Annotated in this window: 20 protein-coding genes, 1 tRNA gene and 2 pseudogenes; 7 read left to right on the top strand and 16 right to left on the bottom strand. The window is 63.9% G+C overall.

Features of this window, described 5'->3' with window-relative positions; genetic code table 11:
* Nucleotides 1–53: 53 nt before the first annotated feature.
* Nucleotides 54–953 carry a transcriptional regulator GcvA gene (locus tag IVA81_RS17925; RefSeq protein ID WP_247320391.1) on the bottom strand — a complete coding sequence of 300 codons (900 nt, stop codon included), beginning with the start codon at nucleotides 951–953 and terminating at the stop codon, nucleotides 54–56.
* A 110-nt stretch (nucleotides 954–1,063) separates the two neighbouring features.
* Here IVA81_RS17925 and IVA81_RS17920 point away from each other — a divergent pair, with 110 nt between their 5' ends.
* Together IVA81_RS17920 and IVA81_RS17915 are read left to right on the top strand one after the other, a co-directional pair.
* Complete coding sequence (locus tag IVA81_RS17920; protein ID WP_247320390.1) at nucleotides 1,064–1,267, top strand: DUF1127 domain-containing protein; 204 nt, start codon at nucleotides 1,064–1,066, stop codon at nucleotides 1,265–1,267.
* 67 nt (nucleotides 1,268–1,334) lie between these two features.
* Nucleotides 1,335–1,958: a GNAT family N-acetyltransferase gene (locus IVA81_RS17915; RefSeq protein WP_247320389.1), complete on the top strand. Its 624-nt coding sequence runs from the start codon at nucleotides 1,335–1,337 to the stop codon at nucleotides 1,956–1,958.
* A gap of 233 nt (nucleotides 1,959–2,191) precedes the next feature.
* Here the strand turns inward: IVA81_RS17915 and IVA81_RS17910 are convergent, their stop codons facing one another.
* Nucleotides 2,192–3,022: an enoyl-CoA hydratase gene (locus tag IVA81_RS17910; protein WP_247320383.1), complete on the bottom strand. Its 831-nt coding sequence runs from the start codon at nucleotides 3,020–3,022 to the stop codon at nucleotides 2,192–2,194.
* 108 nt (nucleotides 3,023–3,130) lie between these two features.
* Complete coding sequence (locus tag IVA81_RS17905) at nucleotides 3,131–3,832, bottom strand: SDR family oxidoreductase (protein ID WP_247320381.1); 702 nt, start codon at nucleotides 3,830–3,832, stop codon at nucleotides 3,131–3,133.
* Between the two features lie 229 nt (nucleotides 3,833–4,061).
* Here IVA81_RS17905 and IVA81_RS17900 point away from each other — a divergent pair, with 229 nt between their 5' ends.
* Both IVA81_RS17900 and IVA81_RS17895 read left to right on the top strand, forming a co-directional pair.
* Complete coding sequence (locus IVA81_RS17900) at nucleotides 4,062–5,846, top strand: acyl-CoA dehydrogenase family protein (RefSeq protein ID WP_247320380.1); 1,785 nt, start codon at nucleotides 4,062–4,064, stop codon at nucleotides 5,844–5,846.
* 43 nt (nucleotides 5,847–5,889) lie between these two features.
* Nucleotides 5,890–6,978, top strand: coding sequence for a Zn-dependent alcohol dehydrogenase (locus IVA81_RS17895; protein ID WP_247320378.1), 1,089 nt, complete (start codon nucleotides 5,890–5,892; stop codon nucleotides 6,976–6,978).
* Between the two features lie 227 nt (nucleotides 6,979–7,205).
* Here the strand turns inward: IVA81_RS17895 and IVA81_RS17890 are convergent, their stop codons facing one another.
* The 8 genes from IVA81_RS17890 to IVA81_RS17855 form a co-directional block, all read right to left on the bottom strand.
* Entirely contained in the window at nucleotides 7,206–7,559 is a 354-nt protein-coding gene (locus tag IVA81_RS17890) for a nuclear transport factor 2 family protein (RefSeq protein WP_247320376.1), read from the bottom strand.
* 198 nt (nucleotides 7,560–7,757) lie between these two features.
* Nucleotides 7,758–9,230, bottom strand: a complete 1,473-nt coding sequence (locus tag IVA81_RS17885; protein ID WP_247320374.1) for an amidase — start codon at nucleotides 9,228–9,230, stop codon at nucleotides 7,758–7,760.
* 99 nt (nucleotides 9,231–9,329) lie between these two features.
* Nucleotides 9,330–10,301: an iron exporter MbfA gene (gene mbfA / locus IVA81_RS17880; protein WP_246923252.1), complete on the bottom strand. Its 972-nt coding sequence runs from the start codon at nucleotides 10,299–10,301 to the stop codon at nucleotides 9,330–9,332.
* Between the two features lie 36 nt (nucleotides 10,302–10,337).
* Nucleotides 10,338–11,516, bottom strand: a complete 1,179-nt coding sequence (locus IVA81_RS17875) for an alpha/beta hydrolase (RefSeq protein ID WP_247320372.1) — start codon at nucleotides 11,514–11,516, stop codon at nucleotides 10,338–10,340.
* Between the two features lie 222 nt (nucleotides 11,517–11,738).
* Nucleotides 11,739–12,608 (bottom strand): MBL fold metallo-hydrolase, encoded by an 870-nt coding sequence (locus tag IVA81_RS17870; protein WP_247320370.1) that lies wholly within the window; start codon nucleotides 12,606–12,608, stop codon nucleotides 11,739–11,741.
* 12 nt (nucleotides 12,609–12,620) lie between these two features.
* Entirely contained in the window at nucleotides 12,621–13,232 is a 612-nt protein-coding gene (locus tag IVA81_RS17865; protein WP_247320368.1) for a glutathione S-transferase family protein, read from the bottom strand.
* Nucleotides 13,233–13,390: 158 nt separating this feature from the next.
* Entirely contained in the window at nucleotides 13,391–14,233 is an 843-nt protein-coding gene (locus IVA81_RS17860) for a fumarylacetoacetate hydrolase family protein (RefSeq protein WP_247320366.1), read from the bottom strand.
* 246 nt (nucleotides 14,234–14,479) lie between these two features.
* Nucleotides 14,480–15,328, bottom strand: a complete 849-nt coding sequence (locus IVA81_RS17855) for an MBL fold metallo-hydrolase (protein WP_247320364.1) — start codon at nucleotides 15,326–15,328, stop codon at nucleotides 14,480–14,482.
* A gap of 112 nt (nucleotides 15,329–15,440) precedes the next feature.
* Between IVA81_RS17855 and IVA81_RS17850 the strand changes: the two genes are divergently transcribed.
* On the top strand, nucleotides 15,441–15,917 hold the full coding sequence (locus IVA81_RS17850) for a DUF3775 domain-containing protein (protein WP_247320362.1): 477 nt from the start codon (nucleotides 15,441–15,443) through the stop codon (nucleotides 15,915–15,917).
* Between the two features lie 167 nt (nucleotides 15,918–16,084).
* On the opposite strand, the gene IVA81_RS17845 is transcribed toward IVA81_RS17850, so the two are convergent.
* Both IVA81_RS17845 and IVA81_RS17840 read right to left on the bottom strand, forming a co-directional pair.
* The gene (locus IVA81_RS17845; RefSeq protein WP_247320360.1) at nucleotides 16,085–16,867 is read right to left on the bottom strand and encodes an SDR family oxidoreductase; all 783 of its coding nucleotides are present in this window, start codon (nucleotides 16,865–16,867) and stop codon (nucleotides 16,085–16,087) included.
* A gap of 247 nt (nucleotides 16,868–17,114) precedes the next feature.
* Nucleotides 17,115–17,627: a CvpA family protein gene (locus IVA81_RS17840; RefSeq protein WP_247320358.1), complete on the bottom strand. Its 513-nt coding sequence runs from the start codon at nucleotides 17,625–17,627 to the stop codon at nucleotides 17,115–17,117.
* A 190-nt stretch (nucleotides 17,628–17,817) separates the two neighbouring features.
* Here IVA81_RS17840 and IVA81_RS17835 point away from each other — a divergent pair.
* Nucleotides 17,818–17,904, top strand: a pseudogene (locus tag IVA81_RS17835) (2-deoxy-D-gluconate 3-dehydrogenase); the annotation flags it as partial.
* 127 nt (nucleotides 17,905–18,031) lie between these two features.
* On the opposite strand, the pseudogene IVA81_RS17830 reads toward IVA81_RS17835, so the two are convergent.
* Nucleotides 18,032–19,622: pseudogene (locus IVA81_RS17830) on the bottom strand (GMC family oxidoreductase N-terminal domain-containing protein).
* A gap of 118 nt (nucleotides 19,623–19,740) precedes the next feature.
* Nucleotides 19,741–21,174, bottom strand: a complete 1,434-nt coding sequence (locus tag IVA81_RS17825) for a coniferyl aldehyde dehydrogenase (protein WP_247320356.1) — start codon at nucleotides 21,172–21,174, stop codon at nucleotides 19,741–19,743.
* A gap of 312 nt (nucleotides 21,175–21,486) precedes the next feature.
* On the opposite strand from IVA81_RS17825, the gene IVA81_RS17820 reads away from it, so the two are divergent.
* Nucleotides 21,487–21,563 (top strand) — tRNA-Met (locus IVA81_RS17820).
* On the opposite strand, the gene IVA81_RS17815 is transcribed toward IVA81_RS17820, so the two are convergent.
* Nucleotides 21,520–23,217: a recombinase family protein gene (locus tag IVA81_RS17815; protein ID WP_247320481.1), complete on the bottom strand. Its 1,698-nt coding sequence runs from the start codon at nucleotides 23,215–23,217 to the stop codon at nucleotides 21,520–21,522. The genes IVA81_RS17820 and IVA81_RS17815 overlap by 44 nt on opposite strands.
* Nucleotides 23,218–23,244: the final 27 nt, after the last annotated feature.

The raw sequence follows: 23,244 nt of genomic DNA, 5'->3' as shown, positions 1-23,244 counted from the left end.
CCCGCGCGGGGCGACGCAAGTCAACCGCTTTTGCCGCGGAAGCCGATGATTCTTCAGGCTTTATTTTGCGTTGCAGCGAGCATCCAGTCCCGGAATGCGACCAGTTTCGGCGCCTCGCGGCGGCCCTCGGGCGAGACCAGGTAGAAGCCGGCATCCGCCGGCAGCGCGATCTTGAAGGGGACCACGAGGCGGCCCTTGGCGATGTCGTCCTGGACGTAGGACGTCCGCCCCATCGCCACGCCGATGCCGTCGATCGCAGCCTGGATGGTCATGAAGATCATGTCGAAGGTGATGCCAGGATGCCTGGCGATGTCGGCCGGCAGGGCCGCCGCCGTCAGCCACAGCCGCCAATCGTCGCTATTCGTGTTCGAGGTGTGCAGCAGCGGATGGTGCCGGAGGTCTTCAGGCCGGCGCAGCGGCTTGTCGCCGCGCAGCAGCGACGGGCTGCACACCGGAAACAACTCATCCGCCATCAGCCAATCGGCGCGCAGGCCGGACCACTGGCCGCGGCCGTAGCGGATCGCGGCATCGACAGTGTCGCGCTGGAAATCGACCAGGTTGGCCGAGGTGGTGATGCGGACATCGATGCCCGGATGCTGCTCCTGGAAATCGGTCAGCCGCGGCAGCAGCCATTTTGCGGCGAGCGAAGCCAGGGTCGAGACCGTCAGCACCTTGTCATCGTCCTTGCGCAGCAACCGGTCGGTCGCAAGCCGGAGGTCGTTGAAGGCGGCGCGGACACCCGGCAAATAGTCGCGCGCTTCCGGCGTCAGCGCCAGCGAGCGGTTCTGCCTGATGAACAGGCGGATGCCGAGCTCCTCCTCGAGCCTTCGGATCTGATGGCTGATCGCGGTCTGCGTCACGTTCAATTCGGTGGCCGCCAGCGTGAAGCTGAGATGGCGCGCGGCGGCCTCGAACGCCCGCAATCCGTTCAGGGATGGCAATCTGGCAGTCATTTGGCAGCAGGATACATGACGTTATTTCATGCGAAAAGGTACAAATTGTCGTTTGTCGCGGCGCAACAGGAAGCAGATATTAGCGGTCAAGTTAGCTCCAGGAGCTGAAAATGTCTAGTTTGACCCACAACTCGATGACAAATCATCATGCGCCAGGCCTGATCCGGCAGGTCAGTGAGACCCTCCACGTCTGGCACGAGCGCTATCGCAACAGGCGCGAGCTCACCCAATGGACGGCGCGCGATCTCCAGGACGTCGGACTGTCCTGGAGCGATATCGCCTCCGAGGCCGACAAACCCTTCTGGCGGGCCTGATTGGCCGCCAGGCCGGCGCCGCCTGAAGACAGGGGCGCCGGCGGTCCCTTTCCGTAGGGCATGTGTCATGAGCATCATTCGCCTCGCAGACCTGAAGCAATATTCGGATACGCTGCGCACCCGGCATGGCGAGGAGCTCAACGTTCGCTTCGTCGAGCCGCGCGACGCCGACGAGCTCCAGCACTATTTCCGCTCGCTCTCGACCCGCTCCCGCTACAACCGCTTCTTCGGTGCGATCAGCGAGCTGCCGAACGGGCTGCTGCACGACTTCCTTGAGGTCGGTGAGCGCGAACGTTTTACGGTGGTCGCGACCATGATGGTCGACGGCTTCGAGACCATCGTGGCCGAGGCGCGATACGCGCTGAATGCTGAAACCGCGACGCTCGAATTTGGTCTGTCGGTCGATGATCGCTGGCAGGGCCACGGCATCGCCACGGCGCTGCTGAAGAACCTCGAATGCCGCGCCGCCGCGCTGGGCGCCGAGCATATCTTCGGCGATACGCTGCGCTCCAACGAAACCATGCTCTCGCTCGCCCGTAAATCCAGTTTCGCCTTCGTCAATCACCCAGACGACTGGAAGCTGGTGCGCTTCGACAAGGAGATCGCGGCCGCACCGAAAGACATTCCCTGCGCGAGCTGGCGTCTCGCCGCCCTTTCCCGTCAGGCCGATAGCCCCTCAGCCTCGGCCTGACACCACTGCAAGCCCGGCTCTGGTGAAACAGCGCCGGGCTTTTTTTTGTCCAAACCCGTCATCCTGAGGTGCGACCAGTGCGGTGCGTCTGCACCGCAGTGCGAGCTCGAAGGATGAACGGCCCGTCTGGTTCTCTGCGTCTATTTCCTCGCGGCAACAGTCGGGCCGTCGCCCTTCGAGGGCCGCTGAAGAAGCGGCCACGTCAGGGTGACGGGCGGTGATTGTCGAGCCGGCTACTTCCCCGTGAACACCGCTTTGCGCTTCTCGATGAACGCCTGCACCGCCTCCTTGTGATCGGCGGTCGTTGTGAGGCGGATCAACCGTTCGGCTTCGTGATCCCTGGCCGTCTCGAAGTCGAACAGCACGGCCTCGTCGAGATTGTCCTTCATGTAGCGCAGCGCCAGGCGCGGGCCTTCAGCGAGCGATTTGGCCAGGGCGAACGCCTCGGCCTGCAATTTGTCGTCAGGCACGACGCGATTGACGAGGCCGATGGCCTCGCACCTGACAGCATCGACCCGGTCGCCGGTGAACATCAATTCGCGCGCCCGCGCGGTGCCGACCAGCCGCGTCAACAGCCAGGCGATGCCGTAATCGCCGCTGAGCGCGATGCGGGCATAGCCGGTGGCGACGAAAGCCGATTGCGCGGCAATGCGGATGTCGCAGGCGATGGCGATGGCGAGCCCGGCGCCGGCCGCGGGGCCGGGCAGTGCGGCGATGGTCGGTTTGCGCACCGACACCAGCGCGCCGGTCAGCAGCCGCTGCCGCTCCTGGAGGTCGGCGACTTTGTCGTCAAAGGGCATCTCGAGCTTCGCCTTGTCGCGATGCGCGCCCATGCCCTTGACGTTGCCGCCGGCGCAGAACGCTTCGCCCGCGCCGGTCAGCAGCAGCGCGCCGACATCGGGATTCTCCCCGCATGTCCGGATCATCGTGCGCAGCGCCGGGGTCAGTGCGTCCGACAGCGAATTGCGCGCCTCCGGCCGGTTCAGCGTGATGACGGCGACACGGTCGCGGATGACGCAGAGGAGTTCATCGGTGCCGGTGTCGATGGTGGTTTCGCTGCTCATGATTCCTCCCTGCTCTCATAGGGTGGGCAAAGCGAAGCGTCCCACCATTTCTTTCTCCGTCCGAGATGGTGGGCACGGCGCTACGCGCCCTTTGCCCACCCTACGGCATCAAAACTTCTCCACCCAGGGTCGCAGCTCGAGCTCCCAGCTCCAGGCACTGCGCGGCTGCTGCAGCACGTTCCAATAGCTCTCCGCGATCGCGTCGGGATCGAGCATCGAGTCCGGCTTGTCATCCGGCTCGCTCCGCGCCGCGCTCTTGATGCCGCCGTCGATTACGAAATGCGCGACATGGATGCCTTGCGGCGACAGTTCGCGCGCCAGGCTCTGCGCGAGCCCACGCAACGCGAACTTGCCCATCGCGAACGAGGCCGATTGCGTGTAGCCCTTGACGCTGGCGGAGGCACCGGTGAACAGGATCGCGCCGTGCTTGTTCGGTAGCATGCGCTTGGCCGCCTGCTGCGCCACCAGGAAGCCGCCATAGGCGCTGACCGCGATGGCCTGCGCCACCTCGGCCGGAACGAGATCCACGATCGGCCCGCGGGCGCGACCGCTGGCATTGTAGACGACGAGATCGGGCGTACCGATCTCGCGCTCGACGAGGCCGAACAGGCGTTCGACCTCCTCGGGCTCCGTCGCGTTGCAGGCATAGGCTTTCGCGCCGGTCTCGCTGCAGAGCGCGCCGAGCTTCTCGATCTTTCTGGCTGCCAGCGCAACGCGAATGCCTTGCGCGGCGAGCAAGCGCGCCAGCGAGGCGCTCAATCCTTCGCCGGCACCGACGATGAGAGCGATCTTGTATTTCGGATGTTCCATGGCGTGATCTCTTAGGACAGGAAGAGGTTGATCTATGCATGGGCCGCGCGAACAACCAGCCGGCGGTCGCAATTCCGCAGGGCGAATTGCTCCCTCACGGCGATCATGCCGCCCTGACAATTCGCGGCTTTATCGCGATCCGCGGCTGGAGCATGATCGACATCATCCAAAGCGGCAAGCGCCAAATCAGCGCAAAATGTCCGGATGGCGGAAACGATAGAGGACGATCATGCACAAGTCGGTCACAGCACAGCCGAAAAACGCCGCGGCCGAGCAACCCGGCCTGCTGGCGCCCGATACATCTGGCATGAATTTCTACCGCGCCGATCCCGCGCTCACCGACCTCCTGCGCATCCATCTGCCGGACACGCTGTTCCGTCACATCGAGCCGCATCTCGACCGTCTCGGTGAACTCGCCGGTGGCCGTCTCGACGAGTGCGCGCGTCTCGCCGACCGGCACACGCCGCTGCTGCACCAGCGCGACAAGTTCGGCCGCGACGTGCAGTGGATCGAGTATCACCCGGCCTATCGCGAGCTGGAGAATGCAGCGTTCGGGGAGTTCGGCATCCACGCGCTCTCGATCCGCAAAGGCATCATGGGCTGGCCGGACAAATATCCAGTCGTTGCCAAGCACGCCTTCACCTTCCTGTTCAACCAGACCGAATTCGGCATGGGCTGTCCGATCAACGTCACCGACGGCTGTGCCAAGCTGCTGGCGAATTTCGGCAGCGAGGCGCTCAAGGCGAAATATCTCGACGGTCTGACCTCGACCGACATGAGCAAGCTGACTCAGGGCGGCCAGTTCATGACTGAGAAGGAGGGCGGCTCCGATGTCGGCACGCTGACCACGCGCGCGGTACAGGAGGGCGACCATTGGCGGCTTCACGGCGAAAAATGGTTCTGCTCGAATGCCGACGCCAAGGTGGTGATGCTGCTGGCGCGCCCCGAAGGCGCCGGCCCCGGCACGCGCGGCGTTGGCCTGTTCCTGATGCCGCGTTTCCTCGACGACGGCTCGCAGAACCATTACCGGATCGTGCGTCTCAAGGACAAGCTCGGCACCCGCTCGATGGCATCAGGTGAGATCAAGCTCGAAGGCGCGATCGCCTATGCGGTCGGCAAGCTCGATCGCGGCTTCGTGCAGATGGCCGAGATGGTGAACTCGTCGCGGCTCTCCAACGGCGTCAAGTCCACCGCACTGATGCGCCGCGCCTATCATGATGCGATGACGGTCGCGACAAATCGTGTCGTGTTCGGCCAGCGCATCATCGACCTGCCGCTCGGCCGGCGGCAGATGCTGAAAATCATGCTGCCGGTCGAGCAGGCGCTGTCGATGAGTTTTCTCACCGCGGACGCACTCGACCGTGCCGAGGCCGGCAGCCAGGATGCGGCGGCGCTGTTGCGCATCCTCACCCCGACGCTGAAATTCCGCGCCACCCGCGATGCGCGAAAGGTCTGCGGCGATGCGCTCGAGATACGCGGCGGCATCGGTTATATCGAGGAGTTCGCCACCGCTCGCCTGCTGCGCGATGCCCATCTCGGCTCGGTCTGGGAAGGCACGGGCAACATCGTGGCGATCGATACGCTCAGGCGCGCAGTCGGTCGCCACGGCGCCGAATCCGCGCTCGCCGCCGATCTGCACGCCCGCCTCGACGACAGCGCCTCCGTGCCGCAGGCCTGGCGCGACCGTTTGCACGGTCTCGTCGATCGCGCTGTCGGCTTCGCACGCGAAGTGGCGGGCAAGGCCGAAAACGAATCCGATGCGCGGCGCGCCACGAGCCTGCTCTATCATGTCGCAAGCGCGGTCGCGCTCGCCTGGGAGGCGCACCGCATCCACGAGATGCGCGGCGATGCGCGCCGGCTGCTGTTGTCGCGGCTCGTGATCGATCACCGGGTGTCACCGATCGATCCGTTCCGGCTCACGGAAAATGCGACGCAAGCCAAGATCGCAGCGCTGCTGCTCGGCGGCAGCGCAGCCGCCATGAGCGAGGTTGGCGAACTGGTTCTGGCGGCGTAGGCTGCACTCCACGCTCAACAAGAAATGCGCCAGGGAGTGCTCGATGAAGGCCGCCGTCCTCTATGAAGTCAATCAGCCGCTGGTCATCGAGGATGTCAGCCTGCCGAAGCCGGGGCCGCGCGAGGTGCTGATCCGCACGGCGGTCGCCGGGCTCTGTCATTCCGACCTGCACTTCATGGAAGGCCTCTATCCGCATCCGCTGCCCGCGGTGCTCGGCCACGAGTCCGCCGGCATCGTCGAGCAGGTCGGCTCCGACGTCACTTACGTCAAGCCAGGCGACCACGTCGTCACTTGTCTGTCGGTGTTCTGCGGCACCTGCGACAACTGCACCACGGGCCGCACCGTGCTCTGCACCGACACCACGGTGAAGTTGCTGCCGGGCGCCTCCAACCGGATGCAATGGTCGAAGCCGGAGAAACTGCACCAGTTCCTCAATCTTTCGTCCTTCGCCGAGCAGATGCTGGTGCACGAGAACGCGATCGTCAAAATCCGGAAAGAAATGCCGCTCGATCTCGCCGCGCTGATCGGCTGCGGCGTCATCACGGGCTACGGCGCGGTGGTGAACACGGCGAAAGTGACGGCGGGCGAGACCGTTGCCGTGATCGGCTGCGGCGGCGTCGGCATGGCCGCGATCAACGGCGCGCAGATCGCCGGCGCCGGCCGCATCATCGCCATCGACACCAATCCCGCAAAGCTCCAGCTCGCGACCAAGCTGGGTGCCACCGACATCATCAACCCCGCCGATGGCGATGTCGTGAAGCAGGTGCGCGACCTCACCAATGGCGGCGTGCATCATTCCTTCGAGGTGCTCGGCCGCAAGGAGACCGCAGAGCAGGCGTTCGGCATGCTCGCCTCCGGCGGCACCGCCACCATCGTCGGCATGATTCCGTTCGGCCAGAAGATCGAGCTGCACGGCTTCGACTTCCTGCGCGAGCGCAAGATCCAGGGCTCCTCGATGGGCTCGAACCACTTTCGCGTCGACATGCCGCGGCTGGTCGATTTCTACCTGCGGGGACGGCTGCACCTGGAAGACTGGATCTCGGCCAAGCTGAAGCTAAGCGAGATCAATGAGGGCTTTGCCAACATGAAAGCCGGCAAGACGCTGCGCAGCGTGATCATGTTTGATAGCTGAGCGCTTTCACCTCTCCCCGCTCTTTGCGGGGAGAGGTCGGATCGCCCCAGGCGATCCGGGTGAGGGGCTGTGCAGGGCGATGCCATGCAATAAGGCTCTCCGACTCCTCGATTGATTGGTCCGGCAATAGCGAGTTAGAGGCCGGCAGAGTGCCATGCCCCTCACCCGCCGCCTCCGCTACGCTCCGGCGTCGACCTCTCCCCGCATTGCGGGGAGAGGTAAAAATCTCACCGCGACACGTGCGCGGACACCGCCAGCCACCTGCCATTCTGCTTCGCCCAGCAGTCGGTATACCGCCCTGTCGCCTGCTGGCCGTCGGCGGTGGTGTAGCTCGTCGCGGCATGAATGATCGCGAAGTCGCCCATGATGCGGATGATGACGTCGTGCTCATGTAAATTGCGGATCGCGATCGGCCGCGCCGTTTGCTCCAGGAAGGCTGCGCGGTCGACCAACGTCTTGTCGGGATTGGAGCAGTAGAACTCCGGCGCCAGGATCTCGTCGAAACGCTTGACGTCGCAGTTCTGCACGGAGGCAACGTAGTCGCGGTTGAGCGCGGTGAGTTGATCGAGATCGTTGCCCATGGTGTTCCCTTCTTTCCGTCATTCCGGGCCGCGCGGAGCGGGGGCCCGGAATCTCGAAATTGTTTTGCTCCGTCATTGCGAGGAGCCCTTGCGACGAGGCAATCCAGAATCGTTCCGCGGTGACAGTCTGGATTGCTTCCGCCTTCGCTAAAGCTTCGGCGGACAAGTCGCTGCGCTCGCAATGACGCGCGGTGAACGCTAATCGTCAAACATCTTCGGCGGCACGAACCCGCCGAACTCGCGCTCGATCAGCTCGGCGAGCTTGAGCGGCGTGCGATCCTCCAGCCATGGGCCGACGATTTGCACGCCGACCGGCAGGCCGTCTTTCGACAGGCCGAGCGGGACGGCCGTCGCAGGCAGGCCTGGCAACGTCGCAATGCCCGGCCAGGCGAGCTGATCGGAATAGGGATAGTCCTTGCCGTCGATGCTGATACGCCGCAGGCTCTGGTCCGGCGAATGGTCATGCGGAAAGGCCGGCGTCGGCATGATTGGGCAGATCACCGCGTCGAAGCTCTTGAACAGCGCGCGCCATTGCGCACGCAGGCCGGCGCGGGCGCCGGCGTCGAGCACCCAGGCGCGGTGGCTCCCGGTGATGCCGCGCAATCGCTCCGCGCCGAGGTTGCGATTCTCGGGCGAAAGCTGGCTCGCCCCGGCTTGCGCATCCGCAAACTCCTCCGGCGGGAAGAATGCGCCGAGAAAGCCCAGCAGCATGCGCATGTAGAGCCGCGACGTCTCCGCGAAGTCCGGGAACTGGCGGCTCTCGCGGGCGATCGTCACGCCGGCCTTCGACAGATCGGTGGCGAGCCTGTCGATCGCGCCGCGGACGTCCCGGTCAGTCGGCAGCAGCGGATGGCTGTCGATCACCAGGACGCGAAAGTCCCGCAACGATTGATGCCGTGCAACGGGCAAGTCGAGTTTGTAGGCGACACCGGCGTCCAGCGGATCCGGTCCGGCCATGACGTCGAGCAACAAGGAAAGATCTGCTGCCGTGCGTGCCATCGGACCGATGACGGCGAGGTCGCCCTCGCGCGGAATGGCCGGAAACGGCGGCGGGGTCTCGCCGCGCGCCGGGCAGAGATTGAGGGTCGGCTTGTGGGCGAAGATGCCGCAATGAAAGGCCGGCACACGCAGGGAGCCTCCGATGTCGGAGCCGGTCGCGAGCGCGCAATAGCCCGCGGCGAGGGCCGCCGACGATCCTCCGGAGGATCCACCCGGTGTGCGGCCGAGGTCATAGGGGTTGTTCGTGGTGCCGTAGATGTCGTTGTAGCTCTGCCAGTCGCTGAGGCCTACCGGCACGTTGGTCTTGCCGAGGATCACCCCGCCTGCCTGTTTGATGCGTGCCACCGGCAGCGCGTCCTCGGCAGGCTTGAAATCCTTCTGCGGCACGAATCCCCAGGTCGTCGGCAGGCCGGCAATGTTGAAGGACTCCTTGATCGTCAAGGGCAGGCCGAGCAGCGGCTTGCGCTCGCCGCGGGCCAATGCGGCGTCCGCCTCGCGCGCGGCGCCGAGCGCGCGATCGAAGTCCCGGACGCAGATCGCGTTGATCTTGCCGTCGTGACGCTCGATACGGGCGATCGCGTCATGCGTGAGCTCGACCGCCGAGACCTTCTTCGCGCTCAATGCGGCCGATTGCTCGACCGCGCTCCTGAAACTCCATTCCGATTTGGCCACGGTGCGCCTCCCGCTCTGGTTGTGACGATGATGCGCAGTTTGGCCGAGCCCTGCAACAATTGTTTGATCGCGATTGCCATGCCCCCGAGGGCGAAGCTCCTACGCCGCCCCGATCAATACGCCCACCGCGAGCACGATCGCGCCGCCGAGCACGATCTGGAACACCGCCTGGAGGAACGGCGTGTCCATGTAGCGCGAGCGGATGAAGGCGATCGCCCACAATTCGAAGAACACCACGACGCAGGCGATGGCCGTTGCGATCCAGAACGCATTGGCCCAGCTATCCGGCACGAGATAGGGCGCGGTGTGGCCGAGCCCGCCGAGCGTTGTCATCGCGCCGCAGGTGACGCCGCGCAGCCAGGGCGAGCCGCGTCCGGTGAGCGAACCGTCGTCGGACAGAGCTTCCGCAAAGCCCATGCTGATGCCGGCGCCGATCGAGGCGGCAAGGCCGACGAGGAACGTCTGCCAGTTCTGGTGGGTGGCGAAGGCCGCCGCAAACAGCGGCGCCAGCGTCGAGACCGAGCCGTCCATCAGGCCTGCGAGGCCCGGCTGCACATATTGCAGCACGAACATGCGGCGGTTGGTGCGATCCTCCTCGGCGCGGACGTCGGAATTCAGGATCTCGCCCGTCAGCTTTGCGGCGGTCTCTTCGTGACCTTTCTCGGCTTCGGCGAGATCGCCGAGCAGGCGGCGCACGCCGACGTCCTCGGCCTGTTCGGCGGCCTTCACGTAGAAGCGCTCCGCCTGCATCTCCATGGTCTCGACTTCCCTGCGGATGGCATCGAGCGACAGGTTCTTGGTGAGCCAGACGGGGCGGCGGCGCAGGAATCCCTTGACGTCCTCGCGGCGGATCGGCGGCAGATGCGGGCCGAAGCGCTGCTCATACAATTCCAGCAACATGTGCCGGTGGCCGCGCTCCTCCTCGGCCATCTGCTCGAACAGCTTGGCCGAGTCCGGATAGCGTTCCTTCAAGTCCTCGGCGAAGGTCATGTAGATACGGCTGTCCTCCTCTTCGGAGGAGATCGCGACCGCAAGCACCTCGCGCTCGGTCAGATCGGCAAAATTCTTCACGGCGGCCCTATTTCGATAGTTTAGAACTATTCTAAACTATATAAGGGGCCGAGGTTCCCGGGTCAAATCAGACGTGCGAGTCTTGGCGAGGAAATCCAACAGGCGTCGGCTCACCTCCGCGGGTTGCTCCTGCTGGACCCAATGGCCGGCGCCGTCGATGAGATGGCGGCCGAGCATCTGCGGGCATGCGCGCTCCTGCATCGTCTCGAACACGCCCGGGCGCTGATAAGTGCCCCAATCCTGCAAGCCCGAGATGAAGCATGAGGGCACGTCGATGCTGCGGCCGGCGAACAATTGCAGTTCGGCGTTGAAAGCGCCTGACGTGCCGCAGCGATACCATTGCAGGCCGCCCTGGAATCCCGTGCGGCCATATTCGGCGCTGTAGTAAGCGAGCTCGCGGTCCGGCAGCCATTGGTTGGCCGCGATCGCGGCCGGCGACGGCATTTCCTTGGCGACCGTCTGCGCCATCGTTTCATTCAGGTCCATCACATAGTAGGTCGGCAGCTTTGCCAGCTCATTCGCCGACCACGATGCCAGCGGAGTGGGCTTGTTGTCGGTCCAGTCCGCGCTTTTGTGATGATAATAGGCGCGCAGGAAATCATGCACGCCCTGCGGCGCGCGGTGTATGTCGGCATTCGCCGCACGCGTCGAGTAGTACCATTGGTAGTGTTTTCGCGGCCGCGGCAGCGCGGCGAGCTCGCGATGCACGGGGTCTTCGGCGGCGGGCTTTGCCGGCGTGTCGACCGTGCCAAACGGCAGCGGCGGCGGTCCGCCGAACGGCGCGCTCATCATCGTCACCGAACGAAACACGTCAGGCCGTATCAAGGCGCACCAAGCCGCAACCGGGCTGCCGAAATCATGCCCGATCACGTCGACGTGCCTGTAACCGAATGCCGAGACCAAAGTGAGCGCATCGCGCACCAGGCTGAAGAGCGAGAACGGCGCGAGATCGCCGTCATAGTCCGCGGTCCATCCCGTGGTGCGGCCATAGCCGCGCTGATCCGGTGCGATCACGTGGTAACCGGCCGCGGCGAGCGTGGGCATCACCTTGCGCCAGGAGAAGGCGAGTTCGGGAAAGCCGTGCAGCAGCAGAATGCAGGGACGGCCCCTGGTCTCGAAGCCGGCTTCGAGCACATGCATGCGCAAGCCGTTGATGCCGTCGACATAGCGCGAACGGATTCCGGTGGGCAGGGGAATGTCGGGGAGATCGGTCATGTTGTTTCCTCGTCATGGCCGAGCTTGTCCCGGCCATCCACGTTCTTGTTACTGTTGATTGTAAGAACGTGGATGCCCGGGACAAGACCGGGCATGACGGCGCGAATGGGATGGAAATCGTAGGGTGGGCAAAGGCGCGCACTTCGCGCGCCGTGCCCACCATCTTTCGCAAGGTGCTTGGCATGGTGGGCACGCTCGCTTTGCCCACCCTACGGCATCTCGCTACACCATCGCGCAGACAAAGCCGCTGCCCTTGCGCCTGATCTTTCCGACTGACGGCGTGGGGAAATGCGCGGTGCAGCACAGCGTGTCGGTGTCGCAATAGCGCTCCAGGAAGCTGCGGCGCGTCGTCGCCGCCGCAGCTGGATCGACGTCGAACTTGATCGACAGCTCCGGATAGAGCGTCTGCAACGGCGAGTGCATCAGGTCGCCCGAGAACACCGCGTCGTCCTTGCCGCGGCCCATCGTGATGGCGATATGGCCTGGCGTGTGGCCGGGCGTCGGCAGGATGCGGACGTGGTCGCCGATCTGATGATCATTGCCGACGAGCTCGTGTCGTTTTGCTTCGACCACCGGGAGCACGCTGTCGGCAAAGGGCGGAATCTCCGCCTTTGCATTCTGCTCCGACCAATGGTCGAATTCCTGCCGGGCGAAGACGTAGCGCGCCTTGGGGAAGGTCGGCACCCAGCGGCCGTTCTCCAGCCGCGTGTTCCAGCCGACGTGGTCGACATGCAGATGCGTGCACATCACGACGTCGATGTCGTTGACCGAGAAACCGGCGGCACCGAGAGCACGCAGATAGGTGTCGTCCGTCTTCATGTTCCATTTCGGCCGCTGCGGCCGCGGCTTGTCGTTCCCGATGCAGCTGTCAATCAAGATGGTGTGGTGCGGCGTCTTCACCACATAGGACTGAAAGCACAGCAGCAGCACATCCTGCTCGTCCAGCGCCTTCGCTTCGCGCATCCATGCGCGGTTCTCGGCCAGCACCTCGTTGGTCAATTCCGGCAGCATCTCCAGCGCCGGGACGAACGAGGTTTCCTGCTCGATGACGCGATGGATGGTGAGATCGCCGACTGCGTATTTCAGGCTCATGAGAACTCCCGCTTATGCGGCCGGCGGCACCGAGATCTTGACCGAGGGCCGCTCCAGCATCTTCTGATGGAAGGCGTCGAGCTTCGGATAGGCCTTGCGCCATCCACAATCGGCGAAGCGGAAGTCGGCATAGCCGAGCACGCAAACGAGGCCGATCTGCGAGATGTCGAACGGGCCGTTCAGGACGTCAGGCATGTTCTCGAAGCGCGCCATGCCGGTCCAGGCCCGATTCCAGTGGTCGTCCGACCAGGCCTGCCATTGCAGGCCCTGCGGCCGCACCATCTTCTCGTAGCGGCAGAGCAGCATGGAATCGAGCATGCCGTTGATCAGGGAGTGATTGGTCTTGGCCTTCCAGCGCCGCGGGCCGTAATCCGGGATCAGACTGCCGCCGGCCATCTCGTTCAGATATTCGACGATGACATAGGAGTCCAAAATGACGTCGCCATCATTGGTGATCAGCACCGGCAGCTTCTTCAGCGGCGTGATCTTCGAATAGTCCTCATTGGCCGTGCCCGGCGCGACGGTCGCCGGCGTCAGCTCGATCTTGTCGATCAGCCCGAGCTCGATCGCGGCGATGCGCACCTTGCGGGCAAAGGGCGAGGCGGGAGAGAAGGTGAGTTTCATGGGGACCATTCCCTGCATTCGATCTTGTGCGAACGGTGTCTCCTCCGTCATGGCCGGGCTTGACCCGGCCATCCACGTGTTTCCACGCGGTCAGACTGTGAGACGTGGATGCCCGGGACAAGCCCGGGCATGACGATGGAGCATGATGCGCGTGCAGCTTACGCCGCCACGATCTCCTGGCGCTGCTCGCCGAGACCTTCGATGCCGAGCGTGATGACGTCGCCGACGTTGAGGAAGGTCGGCGGTTTCATGCCAAGGCCGACACCGGGCGGGGTGCCTGTCGTGATCACGTCGCCGGGCAGCAGCGTCATGAACTGAGAGACATAGGAAATGCACTTGGCCATGGAGAAGATCATGGTCTTGGTCGAACCGGTCTGGCGGCGCTGGCCGTTGACATCCAGCCACATCGACAGGTTCTGCACGTCCTTGATCTCGTCCTTGGTGGCGAGCCACGGCCCGAGCGGGCCGAACGTGTCATGCGACTTGCCCTTGGTCCACTGTCCCAGACGCTCGATCTGGAAGGCGCGCTCGGAGACGTCGTTGCAGACGCAGTAGCCGGCGACGTGGTTCAGCGCGTCGGCTTCCGAAACATATTTCGCACGGCTTCCGATGATCGCGGCGATCTCGACCTCCCAGTCGAGCTTCGTCGAGCCGCGCGGCTTTTCGACCGCGTCGTTCGGCCCTGATAGCGACGTGTTGGCCTTCATGAAAATGATCGGCTCGCTCGGGATATCGGCGCCGGTCTCCTTGGCGTGGTCAGAGTAGTTGAGGCCGATCGCGACGAATTTCGAGATGCCGGTGACGGGGGCGCCAAACCGCGGCTTGCCGGAAACCGCAGGCAGCGAGGCGGGATCGAGTGCCGCCAGCTTCTTCAGGCTCTCAGGCGAATAGGCCTCGCCGGTGAGGTCCTTCAGATGCGCCGACAGATCGCGCAACTGGCCGGATTTGTCGATCAGGCCGGGCTTTTCCGCACCCTTCTCGCCATAGCGAACAAGCTTCATTTTTCGTTTCTCCCTGAGAATGGACCGATCGGTTGAATAGCTTCATGGAACAGGGCGGCAGGAAATTCAACCGCTCAAAGAGGGGTGCAATGCAGGCCTCCGAATTCGATGGGAACGGCGGTCTCGTGCCCGGGACGCTGCGCAGCGCGAAGCGGTGCGCCGCTGAGCCGGGGCCCATGCCGCGGCATTCTGGGTCCCGGCTCCGCGGAGCAGCGTTACACGCTGCACCGCGTCCGGGACACGGGATCACCCCAGCGCCACGAACCTGAATGCGTTCCCATCCCGCCTGATATGCCCGGCTGAGAAATGCCCGCCGATCACCAGCGTCGGAGTGTCGGCAAAGCGGCCGAACAGCGCTGCCCGCGTTGCGGCCGACTGGGCTTGGTCGGAATCCGCCGTCGAGGACCAGTCGAGATGCGCCATCTGGCAGGGGTGATGGGCGACGTCTCCGGTGAGCAGGCCCTGTTCGCCGTCAGACTTGATGAGAATGCTCATATGGCCCGGACTGTGGCCCGGGGTCGGGATCATGCTGATCTCCTCGCAGAGCCGGTGGTCGCTCGGGATCAGATCGGCCCTGCCGGCATCGACGGTCGGCTTGACGGAATCGTCAAACACGGCCCGCTTGTCCGGCTCGGTCGAATGCTCCAGCCAGTGCTCGTATTCGGTCCTGCCGAAGACGTAGCGTGCCTTGGGAAATGTCGGCACCCATTGGCCGTCGACCAGCTTCGTATTCCAGCCGACATGGTCGACATGAAGATGCGTGCACAGCACCGTGTCGATGCTGTCGGGCGCAAAGCCTGCCGCCATCATCGTCGCCAGGAACGGTGTGGTGCGGTTGTTCCAGGTCGGAACGTTGCGGCCCTGCTTGTCGTTGCCAAGGCCGGTGTCGACCACGATGCGTTGCGAGGGCGACTCTACCACCAGCGAATGGATCGACATTTTCAGTCGGCCCTCCTCGGTGGCGAAATGCGGGATCAGCCAGGGCAGCTTGCGAATTTCATCATTGTTCGCGAGCGGCAGGATGAAACGGGTCGAGCCGACCGTCTCCAATTCCACCACTTTGGTGATTTTGACCCTGCCCACCTTCCACTGCATCAGGCACCTTCCCATTTTCTTTTTTCGTGCCGAAACATGCGGTTTTCCGCCGTCAAGCGCAATGGATCATCTGGCGCGATGCGGCGTTATCGCGGGAACCCTGGAGAGAGCCATGCCAGAGCTTACGATTTCCGCTGAAAAGGTTGCCTTCATCATCGAGAAGGCGCGCGAATTCGACGTCAAGGAGGCGGCTTCCGATCCGGATTCCGGCTCGAACCCGTCCGATGACGATGCGATTGACGTCCTCGCCGATGACGGCTCCGATCCTGTCGTCAACGAGCTCGGAAGCTTCATGATCGCCCTGAACGAGGACGAGCAGATCGATCTCGTCACGCTGACCTGGCTCGGTCGCGGCGACGGCACGATCGATGATTGGGACGATTTGCGCGCGCGTGCGGCCGAGGCGCGCACCGAGTATCGCAGCCCGCGCCGCGAAACGGTGCACTACCTGCTCGGCGAGCCGATGCTGGGCGATCTGCTCGCGGATGGGCTCGACGAATTCGGCATCGACTGGACCGACGAGCGCACGACGGCCGATTCCTCCGCTCCGAGCCAGCAGGACGAAGACGAGCCGACGAAGCAGCGGTGATCTTCAACGCGTTGCGCGCAGTACGAGCGAACAAGCTGTCTGCCAAAGGTCGTCATGCCCGGGCCTGTCCCGGGCATCCAAGTTCTTCGTGCGCCGCGGCAAGTCGTGGATGGCCGGGACAAGCCCGGCCATGACGATGCGGAAGATTGGGCGCCCCGCAACTGCGACTACAGCGTGCCCGGGAACGCACCGCCATCGAGCAGAATGTTCTGCCCGGTGATGAAGCCGGCCTTGGCGCCGCACAGGAAGGCGCAGGCATAGCCGAACTCGTCGGGCTGGCCGAAACGGCCGGCGGGGTTGAGCTTGGCGCGTTCAGTCAGGATCTGCTCCGCTGAGACGCCGCGCTTGTCGGCCTCGGCCTTGGCGGTGCCGGTGAGACGATCGGTCTCGAACGGACCCGGCAGCAGGCCGTTGATGGTGACGTTGTTGATCACTGTCTTGCGCGACAGGCCGGCGATGAAACCGGTGAGGCCGGCCCGCGCGCCGTTGGAGAGGCCGAGGATGTCGATCGGCGCCTTCACCGCGGCCGACGTGATGTTGACGATGCGGCCGAACTTGCGCGCCATCATGCCGTCCACGGTCGCCTTGATCAGCTCGATCGGGGTGAGCATGTTGGCGTCGATCGCCTTGATCCAGTCGTCGCGGGTCCAGTTGCGGAAATCGCCGGGCGGCGGGCCGCCGGCATTGTTGATCAGGATGTCGGGCTCGGGACATGCCTTCAGCACGGCTTCGCGGCCCGCCGGCGTCGTGATGTCACCGACGATCTCGGTGACCGTCACGCCGGGATAGGTTTTCCGGATCTCGTCGGCCGTCTTCTTCAGCGCTTCAGCGCCGCGCGCGGTCAGCGTGACGTGGACGCCGGCGTCAGCAAGCGAGATGGCGCAGGCACGGCCGAGGCCCTTGCTGGATGCGCAGACGATGGCGCGGCGACCTTTGATCCCAAGATCCACAGTTTCACTCCCGTAATGTCAGGCAGGTTTTGGACAGCGGCACTCTAGCCAATCGTGGCGCCGCTGATAAGGGACGGGCTCGCACCAAAATGCATGCGCCGGGCGCTAGCGATGCAAATGCGCAGGCATGATCCGGACCCGAAGGGCGCGTTAGCGAAAAGTGTGCGGCGGTTTTCCCTCGCGACAAACGCGGAACGCGTTTGCGCGGAGATCATGCCCAAACAAAACGGCGCGACCTTATCGCGCTTCAGATCCGCCGTTCCTGCTTGAGGCGGTCGATCGCGGAGGCCGCTTCCGGCGGCAGCGACTTGAAACCCATTTGCCCTGCCGTCGAGAACAGCGGGCGCAGATGCGAGCCGGCGAGAAACGGAGGCTGGCGATTGTTCGGCACGATCTGGTCGAAGACCAGCACCAGCGTGGTGGCGACGAGCCCGACCCTGATGGCGCCGAGCGCGGCGCCGCCGAGCCGGTCGCCGATGCCGGCCTCGCCGATAGTGTCGTTCAGCGCGATGCGGCCGATATGCCCGAACAGCATGCCGACCACGACGAAGATGCCGAAGAACCAGATCCAGTTTTGCAGCTGCGGTGAATTCGGGTTGCCTGCAATTTGCGGCGCAATCAGCGGCATCAGCGCAACCGCGATCGGTGCGGCGAGAAGATAGGCGAGGATGGTCATGGCGCTGCGCAGCAGACCGGTCCTGAAACCGAAGCCGACCGCGATGGCGAGCGCGGCATAGACGGCGAGATCGAAACTGTTCATCAGCAAAGCCCTGCCTCGATGGAACGAATGAACGCCGGACCGATCATTCGGTTTCAGATCGATAAAATCGTCTGTATCGGTGCCTCCAAAAGCTCAGGGTTGCGCCCAGGAATCGCGAAGGAAATCGTCAAGGAAACCGTGATGTCAGACCTATTCGACGTCAGTAAAGAAACCATCCATCCTCGCCACCGGCGCGATCCTGCTGCTGGCCTCGAAGGCGTCGCGTTACACGACGACGAGCGTCATCACCGTCGATGGTGGCTTCCTGCTGAATTGAGCGCCGCCGTATTGCTCGGCAAGTGAACTCCACTCCGCTGTCGTCCCGGACAAGCGCAGCGCATTCCTGTGGTTATGGGGCCCCGCGTTCGCGGGGACGACAGCGAGAATGACGGGGCAGCGCGACCCTACCGCATCTCCGCCCTGATGATATCCGCCGCCTTCTCCCCGATCATGATGGTCGGCGCATTGGTGTTGCCGCCGATCAGGGTGGGCATGATCGAGGCATCGACGACGCGCAGGCCCTCGACCCCGTACACCTTCAGTGCGGGATCGACCACGGCCATCGCATCCGTCCCCATCTTGCAGGTGCCGACCGGGTGATAGACGGTGTCGACGCGACTGCGCAGGATGGCGCGGATGTCGTCGTCGGTTTTCACGTTGGCCGTGAACATGTCCTTCTTTTGCAACGCGCGTAGCGCAGGCGTCTCCATCAGCCGGCGCGTGGTCTTGAAGCCCGCGACCAGGGTCTCCAGATCCTCCTCCTCGCCCAGAAAGTTCGGATCGATCATCGGCGCTGCGAGCGGATCGGCGCTTTTCAGCCAGACGCTGCCGCGGCTCTTCGGTCGGAGCAGGCAGACATGGCATGAGAACCCTGCCTCCTTGTGCTTCTTGCGGCCATGGTCGTCGAGCATCGCGATGACGAAGTGCAACTGGATATCGGGCACATCGAGGTCGGCCTGCGTCTTCAGGAAGCCGCCACATTCGGCGAAATTGAGTCATCAGGCCGCGACGCTCGCGGCGGTACCGCTGCATGGCGCGGAGCAGGGACGGCAGCCGACGGATCGACGAGTGCACCAAGTGGGGATAGTCGGAGGCGTAGACGAAAACGAAATCAGGATGATCCTGCAGATTGTGCCCGACGCCCGGCAGGTGATGCATGACGCCAATGCCGTGCGAACGAAGCGCATCGCCTTCGCCTATGCCCGACAGCATCAGCAGTTGCGGTGACTGGAAGGCGCCGGCGGCGAGGATCACCTCGCCTCTGGCGCGCAGCTGCTTTGTCTGCTTCCCCTGCACATATTCGATGCCGACCGCGCGGCCGGCTTCGAACAGGATCTTCGTGGCCTGTGCTTCCGTCTCGACGCGCAGATTGGGACGCTTGTTCAAGTGGGGATGCACATAGGCGCGCGCCGCGCTCCAGCGCTCGCCATTGTGCTGCGTCACCTGGTAGCTGCCGAGGCCTTCGTGGTCCTCCTCGTTGAAGTCCTCGCGGATGCGGAACTGCGCCTCGCGCGCGGCCTGATGGAAGACGTCATGGATCGGATTGTCCGAGCGCAGCTTGTTGACATGCAGGGGGCCGCCCTTGCCATGATGCGGGCCGTCGAAATCGGTGTTGTTCTCGGAAGCCTTGAAATAGGGCAGCACGTCCGCATACGACCAGCCGGTGTTGCCGAGCGCAGCCCAGTGATCGTAGTCCCATTTGTTGCCGCGGATGTAGACCATGGCGTTGATCGCGGAGGAGCCGCCGAGACCCTTGCCGCGCGGCTGATAGCCGATGCGGCCGTTCAATCCCTTCTGCGGCACCGTATCGAAGCCCCAGTTGGCCGCGCTGTATGGTAGAGCGAGCCCGAACGGCGTGGTGATCCGCCAACTGTCGTTCCGTCCGCCCGCATCGAGCAGCGCGACCGACGTCGCCGCATCCTCCGATAACCGTCCCGCGACGGTGCAGCCGCCGGAGCCTGCGCCTACCACGACGAAATCGAATGTGTCAGTCAATGGTGTTTCCCCCTGCATTTTCTTTTCGTCATTGCGAGCGCAGCGAAGCAATCCAGAATCCGTCCGCGGTGACAGTCTGGATTGCTTCGCTGCGCTCGCAATGACGGTGTTCGACGATCTACGACATGAACCGCATCAACTTCTCCAGCCGCGCGATCTTGCCGCCATAGGGCGGATAGAGGTCGGCGAGGCGATTGAACTTGGAGCGATAGAACACCGGCTTCAGCTTGCTGAAGGTGCGAAAGCCCCATTCGCCGTGATAGGCGCCGGTGCCGGATGCGCCGACGCCGCCCATCGGCTGGTTGATTTGCGTGAAGTGAAACAGGCAGTCGTTGATTGTGACGCCGCCGGAGATGGTGCGCGCCAGCACCTCGTCGCGCGCGGCGCCGTCCTTGCCGAACCAGTACAGCGCCAGCGGCCGATCGCGGTGGTTGATGAAGGCGATGGCCTCGGGCGGATCGCGAACGCCGAGCAGCGGCAGCACCGGGCCAAAGATCTCCTCCTGCATCGCCGCCATCGCTTCGGTGGCGCCGACGATCAGCGTCGGCGGGAATTTGCGGTGCGCCTTCCAGTTGGGATCGTCGGCCTTCGCCGGTTGCAGGATCTTTGCGCCGCGCTGCACCGCATCCGCGACGAGGCCTTCGAGCCGCGCATAGTGCCGGTCCGAGACGATCGAGGTGTAGTCCTTGTTGGCGGGATCGGTGCCGAACATCCGCCGCATCTGGGCTCGCACTTTTTCGGCGAAGGCCTGCAGCGAGCGCTCCGGCACCAGCACGTAATCAGGCGCAATGCAGGTCTGCCCGGCATTGAGCAGCTTGCCGTAGGCAATGCGCTCGGCCGCTTCCTCGAGATCGGCCGAGGCGTCGATGATCGCCGGGGACTTGCCGCCGAGCTCGAGCGTGACGGGCGTCAGATTGCGCCCCGCGGCCTCCGCGACCAGTCGCCCGACCCGGGTCGAGCCGGTGAACACGAGGTGATCGAACGGCAGCCGCGCAAAGGCCTGCGCGATCTCCTCTTCGACACCGGTGACCAGCACGTCCGTGGCATCGAACCTTGCGGCGACCGTCTCCTTCAGCAGGCCTGCGAAGTGCGGCGTGAGCTCGCTCGGCTTGATGAGGACACGGTTGCCGGCGGCGAGCGCACCGATCGCGGGCGCGAGGGTGAGCTGGAGCGGATAATTCCAGGGCGCGATGATGCCGACGACGCCGAGCGGCTGCGGCATCAGCCGGTTGCGCGCGGGGAGGAATTGCAGCGCGGTGGCGACCCGCTGCGGCGCCATCCAGCTCTTGAGGTGCTTGGTGGCATGCCGGATCTCGGAGAACAGCAGCATCGTCTCGGCGATGGTGGTCTCGACTGCCGAGCGGTGGCCGAAATCGGCCGAGATCGCCTGCCGGAAACGCTCTTCATTGTCGGCGACCACACTGCGCAGCCGCGCCAGCCGGTCGAGCCGCTCGGCAAGGCCACGCGCCGGCTCGTCCCGCGATCGCGCGACCATGGCGTGGAAGGCCTCCTCCAACGCCCGCAGCGGGGCGCTCGACAGGGATTTGTCCACGGGCGTTCCTCCCTCAAGGGCGCGTTCCGGCCTTAATCTTGTTGCCGCAAGCTGGCCCTTTGTGGAACTTCTGGCAAGAGCGCGCGGAACGCCGCCAAAATCGGTCCATCCGCCTGTCATAAAGTCGAAAAAAACGTTCCCGCAGCCCTTTCCAAAGGCAGCTTGGGTTGGTACATACGCCCCGCACCCGACGGGCTTTGCCCCGGGGTTGCCTTCCAAGGAAGCCTTTGGGACGGAAGAGGAAAGCCACGCGAACAGCGCCGGCCTCAACCGACCGTCCCCAGGATCTAACTGAAGGCGTGCAAGTGTTAACGCGGGGTGGAGCAGCCCGGTAGCTCGTCAGGCTCATAACCTGAAGGTCATAGGTTCAAATCCTATCCCCGCAACCACTGATACCGACACTCCCGTAGCCGAGGCTGCGGGAGTTTTCGTTTGTGCTGCCTTTTCCGCGTTACGCGTAGCAGTCCAGCTCAGGATTGTGCCCAAATCACCATGGAGGGTGGCGTCGATTTGGCCGCGCTTGGCACCCGGGCGGAGAACGATGCGTTCGATCAGGCCACGAAGAGCCTGGGCGGCCTCGGCCCGGTCTTCCGGACGGTTCAAAGCCTCGGTGAGGTGGGCGACCTTCTTGGCGTAGAGTTGCGAGGCGCTCGGGAGAATGTCTGGGGTATCCGCAGGGGCTTCGGCGAGCAGGGCAGAAAGCTCGGCTTTGCGAGCCTCCAGCGCGTCCATCGCCGCGATCATCGACTGCTGGAACATGCCCTCCTTGATCGCTTCGACCATTCCGTGGATTTGCTTTTCTACTTTCACCAGTTCAGCGCGCCAGGCATCGTCGCGGGCTCGCCGCTCGCGGTTCAGCCGGTTCATCTCCTCGGCATAGGCGCGCATTGCTTCTGCGATGACGTCTGGCGCCAGCAACCGGTCCTTCAGCCCGCCCAACACGCGTTGTTCGAGTTCGCTCCGCGCCAAGGTACGGCCGTTCGAACAGGACCCGTTGCTGACATGTGCCGAGCAGACGAAGCGATCGGCGCCGCGGAGCGAACAGGGGCCATCGCATAAGCCGCAGAGCACAAGTCCCGAGAACAACGACTTTGGGCGGCGAGCACTGTTCAGTCGTTTGTTCGAATGGTGCTCGCGGACAGCTACTGTCACATTGATAAATTTCTCGGCGATCTCACTTTGCTTGGCTTTCACCAGATCCCAGAGTTCGTCCTCGATGATGCGAAGCTCTGGCACTTCGGTGACGATCCATTCGGACTCAGGATTGAGACGCGAGATGCGTTTCCCCGTCGAAGGATTCTTAATGTAATGCAGCCGATTCCAAACGAGGCGCCCCACGTAAAGCTCGTTATTGATGATCCCGGTGCCGCGCTTGATATGGCCTCGGATCGTCGTGTCGTTCCACAGCTTGGTCTCAGGGCCCGCTATGCCTTCGGCGTTGAGCTTCACGGCGATCGCTCGCGGGCTGATGCCAGCGGCGAAGTCCCGAAAGATGCGCCGGATTACGCCGGCCTGGGCCGGATCGATCTCTCGGTCTCCTCGGATGCGATCTCCGCGCTCGTCCAGTCGTTTGATAACGCGGTATCCGTAGCAAAGCCCGCCACCGGACTTTCCACCCTCTACCCGACCTCGCAAGCCACGGTGCGTCTTCGCAGCGAGGTCTTTCAGAAATAGAGCGTTCATAGTCCCCTTTAGACCGACGTGAAGCTCGGTGATTTCCCCTTCGGCCAAGGTGACGATCGGAACGCCGGCAAAGCGCAGTTGCTTGAACAGGGTTGCCACGTCCGCTTGGTCGCGGCTGATGCGATCGAGCGCCTCAGCGAGCACGATATCGAACGCACGGTTTTGAGCATCCTGCAACAATGCTTGGATGCCCGGACGAAGGATCATGCTCGCACCAGAAATTCCGGCATCCTTGTAAGAATCGACGATCGTCCACTTTTCGCGCATTGCGCGCTCTTTGCAAATACGAAATTGGTCTTCGATCGAGGCGTCACGTTGGTTGTCAGACGAGTATCGGGCATATAGCGCAACTCGCGTCATTGACTTGTCCCTTGCATTCCGCTTGCG

The sequence above is a fragment of the Bradyrhizobium sp. 141 genome (assembly GCF_023074055.1).
Taxonomy (GTDB): domain Bacteria; phylum Pseudomonadota; class Alphaproteobacteria; order Rhizobiales; family Xanthobacteraceae; genus Bradyrhizobium.
Note: the sequence above shows the minus strand (reverse complement) of the source record. Positions and strands in the feature narration are given on the sequence as shown.